A 14,880-nucleotide genomic window follows, 5' to 3' on the forward strand; every position below is an offset into this window, starting at 1 on the left:
CCTGACCCCGCCGGACGACGCCGTTCCCCCGGTGCGTCACCCCGACGCCCCCGCTCCCGGAGAGCCGCTGGGCGCCCACTACGCGCAGTGCTTCGGCTGCGGCACCGAGCAGCCCCACGGACTGCACCTCGATGCCCGGGCGGGCGAGGGGGTCAGCGTCACCGCCGAGTTCACCGTCCGCCCCGAGCACCAGGGCGCCCCGGGCCTCGCCCACGGCGGACTGCTGGCCACCGCCATGGACGAGATCCTGGGCTCCCTGAACTGGCTGATGCACACCATCTCGGTCACCGGGCGGCTGGAGACCGACTTCCTCCAGCCCGTCCCCGTGGACTCCGTGCTGCACCTGACGGCGCGGGCCACGGCCCGGCACGGACGCAAGATCTACTGCACCGCCACCGGACGCGTCGGCGGCCCCGACGGCCCCCTGGCGGTGCGCGCCGACGCCCTCTTCGTCGAGGTCAAGGTCGAGCACTTCGTCGACCACGGCCGCAAGGACGAGATCGAGGCCGCGATGGCCGACCCCGACACCGTCCGCCGGGCCCGCGCCTTCGAGGTGAACCCGTGAGCCGCGCCGGCCTGCCCGGGCGCGACCCCGTCGAGGTGCTGATCCGCCGCCTCGACCCCCAGGTGCCGCTGCCCGCCTACGCCCACCCCGGCGACGCGGGCTGCGATCTGGTCACCACCGAGGCGGCCGAACTGGCCCCCGGGGAACGGGCCGTTCTGCCCACGGGGGTTTCCATCGCACTGCCCGACGGGTACGCCGCCTTCGTGCATCCGCGCTCCGGTCTGGCGGCCCGCTGCGGGGTCTGCCTCGTGAATGCCCCCGGAACCGTCGATGCCGGGTACCGTGGGGAGATCAGGGTGATCGTGGCCAACTTGGATCCGCGCGAGAGCGTGCGGTTCGAGCGGTTCGACCGCATCGCCCAGCTCGTCGTCCAGCAAGTCGAGAAGGTGCGCTTCCACGAGGTGGAGGAACTGCCGGGATCGGCACGAGCGGCGGGGGGCTTCGGCTCCACGGGCGGCCACGCCGCACAGGACGGCGCCGCACAGGACCACGCTGCACAGCACAACCATTACGCTGCGGTCGCGGCCGACGAGGCCGCCGACCTGAAGGGACAGTGACGTGTTCGGACGTCGTCGCAAGAAGAAGGTAGGGCCCGAGGGCGCCTCGGACGAGTTCGAGACGGAACGATCCGACGAGGGCACCGACGCGTCGGACGGGTCCGCCGACGGCACCGGTGGCGAGCAGTCCAGGGTCAAGCTCCCCCCGGCCCCCCGGCCGGACGGCCCCTGGGACGTGAGCGAGCTGCACGCCCCGGGCGAGGGCCGGGTCGACCTGGGCGGCATGTTCGTGCCCGGAGTGCCGGGCATGGAGCTGCGGGTGGAGGTCGCCGGGGACGCCATCGTCGCCGCGACGATCGTGCTCAAGGACAGCGCCGTCCAGCTCCAGGCCTTCGCCGCACCCAAGCGCGAGGGCATCTGGGACGAGGTGCGCGAGGAGATCGCCTCGGGCATCACCCAGAAGGGCGGGATCATCGACGAGGTCGAGGGACCGCTGGGCTGGGAGCTGCGTGCGCAGGTGCCGGTCAGGCTGCCCGACGGCAACAGCGGCATGCAGGTCGTGCGCTTCGTCGGCGTGGACGGCCCCCGCTGGTTCCTGCGCGGTGTCATCTCCGGCCAGGGCGCGGTGCAGCCGCAGGCCGCCGGACTGCTGGAGCAGATCTTCCGCGACACGGTCGTGGTGCGCGGCGACGCCCCGATGGCGCCCCGCGACCCGATCGTCCTCAAGCTCCCCGACGACGCGCAGATGGTGCCCGACGGCGTCCAGCAGGAGCAGGCGCAGGAGGGCTCCCGCTTCGCCGGCGGCATCGACAAGCTCCAGCGCGGCCCGGAGATCACCGAGGTCCGCTGACCGGGACGCCGCCCGGAGCCCTGCCGCCGTACGGGGCGGCAGGGCCGGAGCCCCCTCGCGGTCCTGCGGTCCGGTGACGGCTGCGGACGGCGCGTGCCGTCTACGTCGTCGGAGTCGTCGCAACGGCGGCGCCGGCGGTCGTGGGGATCCTCACCGCCCAGCGGACCGTCGGCGGCGGCAGCGACAACTGCGGCGGCGGGGCGGTCTGCGGCGACGGGGGCGACGTCCTCGGTGACGGAACCGCCGGGAAGGCACGGGAGGACACCTCCTTCCGCGCACGCACCGCCGAGGGCCGGAACGCCTTCGTCCGGTCGGGGGAGAAGACCGGGGCCGGCTGCGCGGCCGAGGTCACCGTCCGGAAGAAGTGGCACCGTTCCGCCCGGCCGGAACGGCCCGCGGGGGCGCTAGGCTCGGCACCGTCCGGAGCCGTCCGGAAGGGGAGGCCGTATGGGCGCCGTGGTCGTCGTCGAGGACCTGCACCACTCCCACGGTCACGCATCCGCAGCGGTCCCCGTACTGCGCGGCCTGTCGCTCACCGTCCGGCGCGGCGAGCTGGTCGCGGTCACCGGGCGCCCCGGCGCGGGCCGCACGACACTCCTGGGCCTCGTCGGCGGACTCGACATCCCCGTCTCGGGCCGGATCACCGTCGACGGCGTGCGGCTGGACGGAATGGGGGAGCAGGAGCGGCTGAGGCTGCGCCGCGACCGCATCGGCATCGTCTTCCCCTCCCCGGGACTGCTGCCGGTCCTCACCGTCGCCGAGAACGTCGGCGTTCCGCTGCGGCTGCGCAACGTCCCCGCGCACGAACGCGAGGAGCGCGTCTCCCGGCTGCTGGCCGAGGCCGGCCTCGGCGAGCTGGCCGGACGGCGGCCCGACGAGATCGGCGGCGCCCAGCGCCAGCGCGTCGCCGTCGCCCGCGCGCTGGCCATCCGGCCGGCGCTGCTCGTCGCCGACGAGCCCACCGCACTGCTCGGCCCCGGTGAGGCCGCAGGGGTGCTGGAGCTGCTGTACACCGCAGTCCGAGCCCGCGGCGCCACCGCACTGGTCGCCACCCGCGACCCCTGGCTGCTCTCCCGCTCCGACCGCGTCCTGGAGCTGCGCGACGGGCGGCTGCGCGAGGCCGGCCCGGAGCTCCGCCCGCTGCCGGCCCGGCCCTGAGCCGTGAGCCGTGAGTCCCGAGCCCGGTGTGCACCGCGGGGCGCCGGAGACGCCGGGGACTCCCGGGGCGCCGGGGGAGAGCCTTCGGTCACATCCGCTTCCGGGGCCCTCAGGGGCATTACGGGGGGTGACGGGCGCGGGTAGGCTGGCCGCATGAGTGGCGTTACCCGACTCGAGAGGCAGGGCGGCCGGCTGCGGCGCCTCCTCGGGCGTCTGGCCTCCTCCCAGGAGGATCTGCTCTCCGCCGAACTCCGGCAGGACACCGAGGAGAGTGGCTGCACCCGCATCTGCGACTGCGGCGACCGGCAGATCGTCACGGTGACCGGTACGCTGCGCACGGTGACGCAGCGCCCCAGGGCGGGCGTGCCCGCGCTGGAGGCGGAGCTGTTCGACGGGTCCGCCCCGCTGGACGTCGTGTGGCTCGGCCGCCGGTCCATCGCGGGCATAGAACCGGGCCGCAGGCTGATCGCCCACGGGCGGATCGCGATGAACCGCGGCCGACCGGTGCTGTTCAACCCCAAGTACGAGCTGCGACCCATCGGACAGGACAGCGGACAGGAGTAGTGGGTGACCTCTCTCGACAAGCCGGCCGCCGGCGTGGACGGAACCGGGTCCGGGGCCGAGGCCGGCGCGTCCGGTCCGACGGTCACGGACAAGGCGCTGATGGAGGCGTTCGGCGGAGTGCGGGGCATGGTGGACACCACCGTGCCCGGGCTGGTCTTCGTACTGGTCTACACGATCAAGCGGGACATCCACCTCGCTGCCGTCGCCGCCCTGGGCCTGAGCGTCCTGCTCGCGCTGGCCCGCCTGGTGCGGCGCGAGACCCTCAAGCACGCCTTCAGCGGCGTCTTCGGGGTCGGGATCGGCGCGGTCTTCGCGATGATGTCGGGCGACGCCAAGAACTTCTACCTGCCGGGCATGCTCTACACCCTGGGGCTGGCGGTCGCGTACTGCGTCTCGGCGATGGTGCGCTTCCCGCTGATCGGGGTGCTGCTCGGACCGCTGATGCGCGAGAACCTCTCCTGGCGCACCCGCAATCCCGGCCGCCTGGCGGCCTACACCAAGGCGACCTGGGCCTGGGGCATCGTCCTGCTGGCCAAGTCGGCCATCCTCTTCCCGATCTACTTCTGGGGCGACGCCACCCAGCTCGGCTGGGTGAAGGTGGCGCTCGGCATCCCGCCGCTGCTGCTGTGCGTCTACCTGACCTACGTCTTCCTGGCCAAGGCCCCGCCGCCGATCGACGTGATCGCGGAGATGGAGGCGGAGGAGGCCGCCGAGGCGGAGAGGAAGCGGGAACGCGAGCGCGTGGCGGGCGAGGCGCGGACGGACCCCTGAGCCCGGTACGGCCCCGCGGCGGCCGTACGGCACACGACGAGGGCGGTGGCCCCGGTCGACCGACCGGGGCCACCGCCCTCGTACGTACGGAGCGCCGCTACCGGGACTCCCCCTCCGGCTCCCGCCGCACCGACAGCAGCTCCTCCAACTGCTCCTCGCGGGACTGGGCGGCGACGAACAGCAGCTCGTCGCCCGGCTCCAGGGAGTCCTCGGGGCCCGGGGTGAGGACCCTGCTGCCGCGGATTATCGTCACCAGCGCGGTGTCCTCGGGCCACTGCACATCGCCCACCCGCGTGCCGGACAGCGCCGACTCGGGGGGCAGGGTCAGCTCGACCAGGTTGGCGTCACCCTGGCTGAAGCGCAGCAGCCGCACCAGATCGCCGACGCTGACCGCCTCCTCGACCAGCGCGGACATCAGCCGCGGGGTCGAGACGGCCACGTCGATCCCCCAGGACTCGTTGAACAGCCACTCGTTCTTGGGGTGGTTCACCCGCGCCACGACCCGCGGCACGGCGTACTCCGTCTTGGCCAGCAGGGAGACCACGAGGTTGACCTTGTCGTCGCCCGTCGCGGCGATCACGACGTTGCAGCGCTGGAGCGCGGCCTCGTCCAGCGAGGTGATCTCGCAGGCGTCGGCCAGCAGCCACTCGGCCTGCGGCACCTGCTCCACCGAGATGGCGCCGGGCGTCTTGTCGATCAGCAGCACCTCGTGGCCGTTCTCCAGCAGCTCTCCGGCGATGGAACGCCCCACCGCGCCGGCCCCGGCGATCGCGACCCTCATCGTGTCTCTCCCTCGGGACCGCGCGAGAACGCGGCCTCCACGTCGCCGACCCGGTCGCAGCGCATCATCACGTGCACCAGATCACCCTCCTGGATCACCGTTTCGGAGGTCGGCAGCATCGCCTCGCCCAGCCTGGTGATGAAGGCGACCCGGGTGCCCGTCTCCTGCTGGAGGCGGCTCACCCGGTGCCCGACCCAGGCGGTGGAGGCGTGCACCTCGGCGAGCTGTACGCCTCCGGTCGGGTCCAGCCACAGCGGCTCCGCGCCCGAGGGCAGGAGCCGCCGCAGCATCTGGTCGGCCGTCCAGCGGACCGTGGCGACGGTCGGGATCCCCAGCCGCTGGTAGACCTCGGCGCGGCGGGGGTCGTAGATGCGGGCGGCCACGTTCTCCACGCCGAACATCTCGCGCGCCACGCGGGCCGCGATGATGTTGGAGTTGTCGCCGCTGCTGACGGCGGCGAACGCCCCGGCCTCCTCTATGCCCGCCTCGCGCAGGGTGTCGCGGTCGAAGCCGATCCCCTCCACCCGGCGCCCGCCGAAGGACGAGCCCAGACGGCGGAAGGCCGCCTCGTCCCGGTCGATGATCGCAACCGTGTGACCCCGTTGCTCCAGGGTCCGGGCGAGCGCGGCGCCCACGCGCCCGCATCCCATGATGACGATGTGCATGAGGCCGCTACCCCGTGCCTTCCTGTGCCGTGACGACCCGGGCCCGCATCGCGCGTCATCCTTCCCGCCCCGACCGGGGCACCTGCCGATCTGTCCTGCGCCGTAACGCTACCCGGCATCCGGCGCGGGGCGCCCCTCCCGGTCCCCTCCGGGCCGTGTCTCCTCACCGCGGCGGCTCAGCGCGCTGGGCCACCACACGGCCGGTCCGATGTCCCTGGCGAGGGCCGGGACGAGCAGGGAGCGTACGAGGACGGTGTCCATGAGCACGCCGAAGGCGACGATGAAGGCGATCTGCACCAGGAAGGACAGCGGGATCACCACCAGTGCCGCGAAGGTGGCGGCCAGCACCACCCCGGCCGAGGTGATCACCCCGCCGGTGGCGGTCAGGCCCTTGAGCACGCCCATCCGGTTGCCGTGCAGCAGGGTCTCCTCGCGGACCCGGGTCATCAGGAAGATGTTGTAGTCCACCCCCAGGGCCACCAGGAACACGAAGCCGTACAGCGGGATGGAGGGGTCGGTGCCGCTGTAGCCGAGGAGGCCCTCGAAGACCAGGGCGGCGATGCCCAGGGTGGCCAGGAAGTTCAGGGCCACGGTCGCCACCAGCAGCACGGGCATCACCACCGACCGCAGCAGCCCGATCAGGATGACCAGGATGATCACCAGGACGACGGGGATGATCAGCGCGCGGTCCTCCCGGGCGGTGTCGCGGCTGTCGAGCTGCTGGGCGGTGTAGCCGCCGACCAGGGCGTCCGCGCCGTCCACCGCGTGCACCGACTCCCGCAGCCGCTCGACGGCCCGCAGGGCCTCGTCGGAGTCGGCCCCGGCCGACAGGGTGGCCTGGACGCTCACCCGGCCGTCGACGACCAGCGGCTCGCCCCCGCCGGGGCGGCCGGAGGAGGTGACCGGGGCGGCCGAGGCGACCCCCTCGGTGCCCTGCGCGGCCGCGGTGACCTCCCGTACCCGGTCGGCGTCCGCGATGATCACGGCAGGGTTGCCGGAGCCGCCGGGGAAGTGCTCGTTGAGCTTCTCCTGGGCGGTGACGGACTGGGCCCCGCCGACGAAGATCTCCTTGGTCGGCACGCCGGTGGACGACAGGGTCGGGAAGAACGCGGCGGCGACGGCCAGGCCCGCCAGCGACACCGCCCACACCCGGCGCGGAGAGCGGTCCACCAGGGCCGCCACCCGGCCCCACACGCCCCGGGCGGCGGACGGGTCGGACGGGTCCGCGGGAGGCTTGGGGCGGGCGGGCCAGTACGCGGACCGGCCGAGCACCGCCAGCACCGCGGGCAGGAAGGTCAGGGCGCTGAGCATCGCGCAGGCGATGCCGATGGCGCCGACCGGGCCCAGGGCGCGGTTGTTGCGCAGATCGCTCAGCAGCAGGGCCAGCAGGCCCAGGGCGACGGTGGAGCCGCTGGCGACGATGGCGCCCAGGGAGCGGCGCAGCGCGGTCCGGGCGGAGCCCAGTCGGTCGCCGCTGTGGGCGAGTTCCTCGCGGAAGCGGGCCGACAGCAGCAGTCCGTAGTCGGTGGCGGCGCCGATGACCAGGATGAACAGGATGCCCTGCACCTGGCCGTCCACCCGTACCACGTCCCGTTCGGCCAGGAGGTAGACGATCGCGGTGGCCAGCGCGAGGGCGAAGACCGAGCCGAGGATGATCGCCAGTGGCAGCAGCACGCTGCGGTAGACCAGCAGCAGGATCAGCAGCACCACGCTGAGCGCCACGCCCAGCAGCAGCCCGTCGATCCCGGCGAACGCCTCGGACAGGTCGGCCTGGGTGGCGGCCGGGCCCGCGACGTGGGCCTCGGCGCCCTCCACCTGCCCGGCGGTCTCCAGGATGGCGTCGATGACGTCGCCCATCCCCTCGTCGAGGTCGGAGGAGAGCGGGATGACGGCCTGCAGGGCCTCGCCGTCCTCCGAGGGCTGCACGGGGGAGGGCCGGCCGGCGACGCCGGGGGCCTGGGCCAGTTCGGTCAGCGCCTGCTCGGCCTGCTGCCGCTGGCCGGCGCCGATGTCACCCTCCTCGGCCTCCCAGACGACGATGGCGGGCACGGTCTCGGAGGTCCGGAAGTCCTCCTGCGCCTCGATCACCCTGGTCGACTCGGCGTTCTCGGGCAGGAAGGAGGCCTGGTCGTTGGTCGAGACCTCGCTGATCTTCCCGGCGTACGGGCCGAAGGCGCCGCCGACCGCCAGCCAGACGACGATCAGCGCGGCGGGCACCAGCCACCTGAGGACACGTGGTGTGGGTTTCATCGACTCCCCTGGAACGAAGGACGTGGGCACCGTCTGCGCGGGCATAAATCTTTGTCATTGAGAAGCTTGGCGATCGAGATTGTATATCGTGGGGGAGTGCGCGACTCAGACGACCCCACCGGCGGCCCCACCGGCGAACCGGCCGACGCCCCCGCCGAGCCCTCCGACGCCCCCGGCGGCGACCCGACCGGGCTCCAGGCGTTCGCCGTGCTGCTCCGTCGCATGAACGGCGAGTTCAGCCGGACCGCGCACGACTTCGCCCACTCCCACGGCCTGCACCCCACCGACGTCCAGGCCCTGGTGGAGATCCTGGACAGCGAGCGGGACGGGCCCGTCACACCCGGGCTGCTGCGCGAACGCCTCCAGCTCACCTCGGGCGCCGTCACCGCCTGCCTGGACCGCCTGGAGCGCGCGGGCCACATCCGGCGCACCCGGGACTCGGCCGACCGCAGGATCGTCCACCTCCACTACGCCCCTCGGGGCCGGGAGGTGGCCCGCGAGTACTTCCGTCCCCTCGCGCGCGCCACCGACAGCGTGCGGCAGCGCTTCAGCGACGCGGAACTCCGCGCCGTCGTGCGTTTCCTGGCAGCCATGAACGAGGAGCTGGCCGCGCTGCGCCACCGCCCCGACGGGGACCCGGCCCGGAGGTGACCGCGCGCCGCCGCCCGACACCCGCGGCGCCCGCCTCGGCCGCCGAGGCGATGTTGCGGGCCATCCCGCCGAACACCACCGCGTGGAACGGCGAGACGCCCCACCAGTACGCCTGCCCCAGCAGGCCGTGCGGATGGAACAGCGCCCGCTGCCGGTAGACGGTCTCCCCCTCCGCTCCCCGGCCCACCATCAGCTCCAGCCAGGCCAGGCCCGGCAGCCGCATCTCCGCCCGCAGCCGCAGCAGCCGCCCCGGCTCGATCTCCTCCACCCGCCAGAAGTCCAGCGAATCGCCCGCCCGCAGCCGCTCTGCGTCCCGCCGCCCCCGCTGCAGCCCGATCCCGCCCACCAGCCGGTCCAGCCAGCCGCGCACCGCCCAGGCCAGCGGCGCGGAGTACCAGCCGTTCTCGCCGCCGATGCCCTCGATCACCCGCCACAGAGCCTCCGGCGAGGCGGTCACGGTGCGCTCGCGCTCGTCGGTGTAGAGGCTGCCGCCCGCCCAGTTCGGGTCGGTGGGCAGCGGGTCGCTGGGCGCGCCGGGGACGGAGGCCGAGGACCAGCGGGTGACCACGTCCGCGTCCTTGATCCGCTTCAGCGCCAGCCGCAGCGCCCGGTCCAGGCCCAGCAGACCGCCCGGCGGGTCGGGGACGTGGCGGGCGATGTCGTGCTCGGCGCAGACCACCTCGTGCCGCAGCGACTCGGCCAGCGGCCGGGCCAGTGCGCGCGGGACGGGGGTGATCAGGCCGATCCAGTGACTGGACAGGGTGGGGGAGAGCACCGGCACCGGGACGATGATCCGCCGGGGCAGCCCGGCCACCGCGGCGTAGCGCTGCATCATGTCGTGGTAGGCGAGGACCTCCGGGCCGCCGATGTCGAAGGTCCGGTTCACCTCGGGCGGCAGCCAGGAGCAGCCGACCAGGTAGCGCAGCGCGTCGCGCACCGCGATCGGCTGGAGCCGGGTGCGCACCCAGCTCGGGGTGACCATCACCGGCAGCCGTTCGGTCAGATAGCGCAGCATCTCGAACGACGCCGAACCCGAGCCGATGATCACCGCCGCCCGCAGCACGGCCGTCGGCACGCCGGAGGCCAGCAGCAGCCGTCCCACCTCGGCGCGGGAGCGCAGGTGCGGCGACAGCTCCTCCTCGGGCACCCCGGCAGGGGTCAGCCCGCCCAGGTAGACGATCCGGCCCACCCCGGCCGCCCGTGCCTGCTCACCGAAGATCCTCGCGGCCTCGCGGTCGGTGCTCTCGAAGCGGGAGCCGCCGCCCATGGAGTGCACCAGGTAGTAGGCGACGTCCACGCCCTCCATCGCCGCGCGCACCGACGCGGCGTCGGTGACGTCGCCGCGCACCACCTCCACCCGTCCGGCCCAGGGGTGGTCGCGCAGCTTGGCCGGGGTGCGGGCCAGGCAGCGCACGGTGTGGCCGACCGCCAGCAGCTCGGGCACCAGCCGGCCGCCGATGTAGCCGGTGGCCCCGGTGACCAGGCAGCGCAGCGGCCTGCCCGTCCGCCCTGCCCCCTCCACGCCCGTGCTCCCGCTCTCCTTCCCGGAAGCGCCCGTACCTCCCGTACCGCCGGCGCCGCCGGTGCCGCCGCTGCCGTCGTCCATGTGCCGGCCCGTCCTCTCCGCCATACGGCCATGCTTGGCCCCGCCCTCATCGGCCGCAACTCGCGGGGACGGGTGCCGAGGTTGCGCCTTCCCGCCGTGACCTGCCGCACTCCGGCCCGGCGGCGGTTGGGTGGGCCGGGCAGGGGAGGCTTACGATCCTCTGCGTGTCCAAGCTGACCGACGTGTCCAAACGGATCCTGATCGGCAGTGCGCTGCGCAGTGACCGGCTCACCCAGACGCTCCTGCCCAAGCGCATCGCCCTCCCGGTCTTCGCCTCCGACCCCCTGTCGTCGGTCGCGTACGCCCCGGGCGAGGTCCTGATGGTGCTGTCCATCGCCGGGTTCTCCGCCTACCGCTACGGGCCGTGGATCACCCTCGCCGTCGTCGTGCTCCTGTTCGCGGTGGTGGCGTCGTACCGGCAGAACGTCCGCGCCTACCCCTCCGGCGGCGGCGACTACGAGGTCGCCACCGTCAACCTCGGTCCCCGGGCCGGACTCACCGTCGCGGGCGCCCTGCTGGTGGACTACGTCCTGACGGTGGCGGTGTCGGTCGCCGCCGGGGTGGAGAACCTCGGTTCCGCCATCCCCTTCGTCTCCGAGAACAAGACCGGCACGGCGGTGGCGATCATCGCGCTGCTGGCCGTGCTGAACCTGCGCGGCGTACGCGAGTCCGGCACGATATTCGCCGCCCCCACCTACCTCTTCGTCGCCTGCGTACTGGCCACCATCGCCTGGGGCGCCTTCCGCGGCCTGGTCCTGGGCGACGAGATGTCGGCCCCCAGCGCCGGATACGAGGTCAGCGCCGAGACCGCCGAACTGACCGGCTTCGCCCTGCTCTTCCTGCTCCTGCGGGCCTTCTCCTCCGGCTGCGCCGCCCTCACCGGCGTCGGCGCCATCAGCAACGGAGTCCCCGCCTTCCGCCGGCCCAAGAGCCGCAACGCCGCCACCACCCTGGCCCTGATGGGCGGCCTGGCCGCCACCATGTTCGGGGGCATCATCGCCCTGGCCCTGGCCACCGGCGTGAAGATGTCCGAGACGCCCGCCACCGACATCCTCATCGACGGCCGTCCCGCCGGGCCCGACTACCACCAGGACCCGGTCATCGCCCAGGTCTCCGCGGCCGTCTTCGGCCACGGATCCCTGCCCTTCCTCCTGGTCGCCGCGGCCACCGCGCTCATCCTCTTCCTGGCCGCCAACACCGCCTACAACGGCTTCCCGGTCCTCGGCTCGATCCTCGCCCAGGACCGCTACCTGCCCCGCCAGCTGCACACCCGCGGCGACCGGCTGGCCTTCTCCAACGGCATCGTGCTGCTGGCCGTCTTCGCGGGCGTGCTCGTCTACGCCTACGACGCCGACTCCACCCGGCTGATCCAGCTCTACATCGTCGGCGTCTTCGTCTCCTTCACCTTCAGCCAGACCGGCATGGTCCGGCACTGGAACCGCCACCTCGCCCAGGAGAGCGAGCCGGCCGCCCGCCGCCGGATGAAGCGCTCACGCGCCATCAACGCCTTCGGAGCCTTCTTCACCGGCCTGGTCCTGGTCGTGGTGCTGGTCACCAAGTTCAGCCACGGGGCCTGGGTCGCCCTGATCGGCATGGCGCTCTTCTACGCGATGATGACCGCCACCCGCCGCCACTACGACCGGGTCGCCGAGGAGCTGGCGCTGCCGGCGGAGGCCGGGCGGGAGGAGATGGCCAAGCCCTCGCGGGTGCACTCCATCGTCCTGGTCTCCAAGGTCCACCGGCCGACGCTGCGGGCGCTGGCGTACGCCAAGATGATGCGCTCCGACGTCCTGGAGGCCCTCAGCGTCAACGTCGACCCCGAGGAGACCCGCGCCCTGTTCGAGGAGTGGAACCGGCGCGGCATCGACATCCCGCTCAAGACCCTGGACTCCCCCTACCGCGAGGTCACCCGGCCGGTCGTGGAGTACGTCAAGGGCCTGCGCCGCAGCAACCCGCGCACCGTGGTCAGCGTCTACATCCCCGAGTACGTCGTCGGCCACTGGTACGAGCAGCTGCTGCACAACCAGAGCGCCCTGCGCCTCAAGGGCCGCCTGCTGTTCACCCCCGGCGTGATGGTCACCTCCGTGCCCTACCAGCTGGAATCCTCCGAGCGCGCCCGGCTGAGGGCGCGCAGGCGCTCCGAGTGGAGCGCGCCCGGCGCGGTGCGCCGCGGCCCCGCCGGGCCCGCGGGCCGGGGGGAGGGCGACGGGCGGGAGGAGTGACCCGGACGGACCGGTAGGCTGGAGGACTGCCGTCCATGCGCCCCGCCGTCCGTTGGAGCCGCTCCCCATGCCCCCCGCAACACCCCCCGCCGCGTCCCCCGGAACCGCACCGTCGCTGGTGGGCCGGGAGTACGAGGTCGAGATCGGCCCCGTCGCGCACGGCGGCCACTGCATCGCCCGCACCGAGGAGGGGCGGGTGCTGTTCGTGCGCCACGCCCTGCCCGGCGAGCGGGTCGTCGCGAAGGTGACCGAGGGCCGGGAGGACTCCCGCTTCCTGCGCGCCGACGCGGTCGAGATCCTGGAGCCCTCCAAGGACCGCGTCGAGGCCCCCTGCCCGTTCGCCGGCCCCGGACTGTGCGGCGGCTGCGACTGGCAGCACGCCGCCCCCGGAGCCCAGCGGCGGCTGAAGGCCTCCGTCATCGCCGAGCAACTGGCGCGGCTGGCCGGGCTCACGGCCGAGGACGCCGGCTGGGACGGCACCGTCGAGCCCGCCCCCGGCGACAAGGTGCCCAAGGGCGAGGTCCCGGCCTGGCGCACCCGCGTCCACTACAGCGTGGACGACGAGGGCCGCGCGGGGCTGCTGCGCCACCGCTCCCACGAGGTGCAGCCGATCGACCGCTGCCTGATCGCCGCGCCGGGGGTGAGCGAACTGGGCGTCGAGAAGCGCCGGTGGCCGCAGATCGCCATCGTCGACGCGACCGCCGCCACCGGCTCCGGAGACCGCCAGGTCGTGCTCACCCCCCGCCCCGGCGGGCGCCTGCCCCTGGTGGAGCTGGACCGGCCGGTGTCGGTGCTGCGGGGCGAGGAGCCCCGCGGCCGCGGCGCGGAGCGCGGCGGCGAGCGGACCGTGCACCGGGTGCACGGCCGCCCCTTCGTCCGCGAGCGCGCCGTCGGCCGCACCTGGAGGATCAGCGCGGGAGGTTTCTGGCAGGTCCACCCCAAGGCAGCCGACCTGCTGGTCGAGGCCGTGATGACCGGCCTGACGCCGCGCAGGGGCGAGATGGCCCTCGACCTGTACTGCGGCGCCGGGCTGTTCGCCGGAGCCCTGGCCGAGCGCGTCGGGGAGAAGGGCGCGGTGCTCGGCATCGAGTCCTCCAAGCGCGCGGTGGAGGACGCCCGCCACAACCTCGCCGACCTCGACCGCGTCCGCATCGAGCGCGGCAACGTCGAGCAGGTCCTGCCGCGCACCGGCATCACCGAGGCCGACATCGTCGTCCTCGACCCGCCCCGCTCCGGCGCCGGGCGCAAGACGGTGCGGCAGGTGGCCTCCCTCGGCCCGCGCAGGATCGCCTACGTCGCCTGCGACCCGGCCGCCCTCGCCCGCGACCTGGCCTACTTCCGCGAGGAGGGCTACGTCCCGCACTTCCTGCGGGCCTTCGACCTGTTCCCGATGACCCACCACGTGGAGTGCGTCGCCGTCCTCAAGCCCGCGCCGAAGCGCTCCTGACCTGCGACTTTCTTGGGTTTTTCAGGTGTGGCCAGTGGTGCTCGACCTGTTTCCCGAAGTCCACCGCGTGGAGCATGTTGTAGGTTCCCGCCACGTGCCTCACCTGCGGGTTCGCAGCGGAGGCGTGGGTCCAGAACGTTCTGCCTCAACTCTGTAAGAGACGGGTTCGGGAAGGGTCTTGACGCTCGTTCGACGCTGTTTCCGACGGAGCGTGAGGTGGTCGTCCTGAATCAGATAGCGCGGGTCAATTGGCTTGTCGGGCTTATCTTCACCGACAGGCGGGACAGCGCGTACTGGACTTGACCGCGGGTGGGGTTCTCGGGACGGGCCTTGAGCGCATCGGCGAGGTCGACCGGGTGCGCGAGGGTGGCGAAGACCGGGCCGATGGGCTGTTCCCAGGCGATCAGGTCACCGTTGCTGATGGGCCGGTACCGCACGGCCGCGACGTTGTCGGATGGCTGCCAGTCGACGGTCCTGTGCTTCGCCTGGCCGTTCGCCGCCTCGTACGCCTCACGGACCGGTTCGACTTCCCGGCCGAGGAAGGGCTTTGCCACCAGCTTCTTGGCGATGTGCCACTTCACCGCCTCATAGGCCCGGCTTTCCGGACTGGCGGGCTTGCCGTCTTCCTCCTGGAGGATGTTCTTGGCCAGGAGTTTCAGCCTCTCCGGCGAACAAGGCCGGCAGAGCGCGCAACTGAAGAAATGCCGCAGTGAGTTCCTCCGGGGTCGACTGGTCCGCCCAGTCGCACACCCTGGCGCCGTTCGCGGCGGGCATGCCGGTCAGGGCCCGTTCACCCCGGGCGATCACATTCGGGGCGCGCCGGCGTCCCGGATACGGAGGTGCGCGGGACGGA

General features: G+C 73.3%; 14 protein-coding genes. 9 read left to right on the forward strand and 5 right to left on the reverse strand.

The features are described from left to right. Position 1: 1 nt before the first annotated feature. The 6 genes from BMY40_RS23120 to BMY40_RS23145 all read left to right on the forward strand — a co-directional run bounded on the left by BMY40_RS23120 (position 2) and on the right by BMY40_RS23145 (position 4,405). The gene (locus BMY40_RS23120) at positions 2-565 is read left to right on the forward strand and encodes a PaaI family thioesterase (protein WP_412694512.1); all 564 of its coding nucleotides are present in this window, start codon (positions 2-4) and stop codon (positions 563-565) included. Continuing rightward, on the forward strand, positions 562-1,122 hold the full coding sequence (gene dut, locus BMY40_RS23125; RefSeq protein WP_245770266.1) for a dUTP diphosphatase: 561 nt from the start codon (positions 562-564) through the stop codon (positions 1,120-1,122). Before BMY40_RS23120 ends, dut begins: the two co-directional genes overlap by 4 nt. Position 1,123: 1 nt before the next feature. Then, complete coding sequence (locus tag BMY40_RS23130; protein ID WP_093662719.1) at positions 1,124-1,912, forward strand: DUF3710 domain-containing protein; 789 nt, start codon at positions 1,124-1,126, stop codon at positions 1,910-1,912. A 447-nt stretch (positions 1,913-2,359) separates the two neighbouring features. Then, a complete protein-coding gene (locus BMY40_RS23135; protein ID WP_093662720.1) occupies positions 2,360-3,070 on the forward strand; it encodes an ABC transporter ATP-binding protein in 711 nt (236 codons plus the stop codon). 153 nt (positions 3,071-3,223) lie between these two features. Beyond that, complete coding sequence (locus BMY40_RS23140) at positions 3,224-3,634, forward strand: OB-fold nucleic acid binding domain-containing protein (RefSeq protein WP_093662721.1); 411 nt, start codon at positions 3,224-3,226, stop codon at positions 3,632-3,634. Positions 3,635-3,637: 3 nt separating this feature from the next. Then, complete coding sequence (locus tag BMY40_RS23145; protein WP_425443161.1) at positions 3,638-4,405, forward strand: DUF3159 domain-containing protein; 768 nt, start codon at positions 3,638-3,640, stop codon at positions 4,403-4,405. Positions 4,406-4,502: 97 nt separating this feature from the next. On the opposite strand, the gene BMY40_RS23150 is transcribed toward BMY40_RS23145, so the two are convergent. From BMY40_RS23150 to BMY40_RS23160, 3 genes are all read right to left on the reverse strand, one after another. Beyond that, on the reverse strand, positions 4,503-5,186 hold the full coding sequence (locus BMY40_RS23150; protein WP_093662722.1) for a potassium channel family protein: 684 nt from the start codon (positions 5,184-5,186) through the stop codon (positions 4,503-4,505). Beyond that, on the reverse strand, positions 5,183-5,851 hold the full coding sequence (locus BMY40_RS23155) for a potassium channel family protein (RefSeq protein ID WP_093662723.1): 669 nt from the start codon (positions 5,849-5,851) through the stop codon (positions 5,183-5,185). The genes BMY40_RS23150 and BMY40_RS23155 overlap by 4 nt, the downstream gene beginning before the upstream one ends. 108 nt (positions 5,852-5,959) lie before the next feature. After that, positions 5,960-8,101, reverse strand: coding sequence for an MMPL family transporter (locus BMY40_RS23160; RefSeq protein WP_093662724.1), 2,142 nt, complete (start codon positions 8,099-8,101; stop codon positions 5,960-5,962). 96 nt (positions 8,102-8,197) lie between these two features. Between BMY40_RS23160 and BMY40_RS23165 the strand changes: the two genes are divergently transcribed. After that, on the forward strand, positions 8,198-8,752 hold the full coding sequence (locus BMY40_RS23165; protein ID WP_425443162.1) for a MarR family transcriptional regulator: 555 nt from the start codon (positions 8,198-8,200) through the stop codon (positions 8,750-8,752). Here BMY40_RS23165 and BMY40_RS23170 read toward each other — a convergent pair. After that, complete coding sequence (locus BMY40_RS23170) at positions 8,649-10,382, reverse strand: SDR family oxidoreductase (protein ID WP_245770267.1); 1,734 nt, start codon at positions 10,380-10,382, stop codon at positions 8,649-8,651. The two genes, BMY40_RS23165 and BMY40_RS23170, sit on opposite strands and share 104 nt — an antisense overlap. A gap of 140 nt (positions 10,383-10,522) precedes the next feature. On the opposite strand from BMY40_RS23170, the gene BMY40_RS23175 reads away from it, so the two are divergent. Together BMY40_RS23175 and BMY40_RS23180 are read left to right on the forward strand one after the other, a co-directional pair. Beyond that, positions 10,523-12,580 (forward strand): APC family permease, encoded by a 2,058-nt coding sequence (locus BMY40_RS23175; RefSeq protein WP_093662726.1) that lies wholly within the window; start codon positions 10,523-10,525, stop codon positions 12,578-12,580. A gap of 67 nt (positions 12,581-12,647) precedes the next feature. Beyond that, on the forward strand, positions 12,648-14,027 hold the full coding sequence (locus BMY40_RS23180; protein ID WP_093662727.1) for a class I SAM-dependent RNA methyltransferase: 1,380 nt from the start codon (positions 12,648-12,650) through the stop codon (positions 14,025-14,027). Positions 14,028-14,257: 230 nt separating this feature from the next. Here BMY40_RS23180 and BMY40_RS23185 read toward each other — a convergent pair whose 3' ends face one another. Next, on the reverse strand, positions 14,258-14,608 hold the full coding sequence (locus BMY40_RS23185) for a hypothetical protein (protein ID WP_177214100.1): 351 nt from the start codon (positions 14,606-14,608) through the stop codon (positions 14,258-14,260). Positions 14,609-14,880 lie beyond the last annotated feature (272 nt).

This window comes from Streptomyces radiopugnans (genome assembly GCF_900110735.1).
Lineage (GTDB): Bacteria > Actinomycetota > Actinomycetes > Streptomycetales > Streptomycetaceae > Streptomyces > Streptomyces radiopugnans.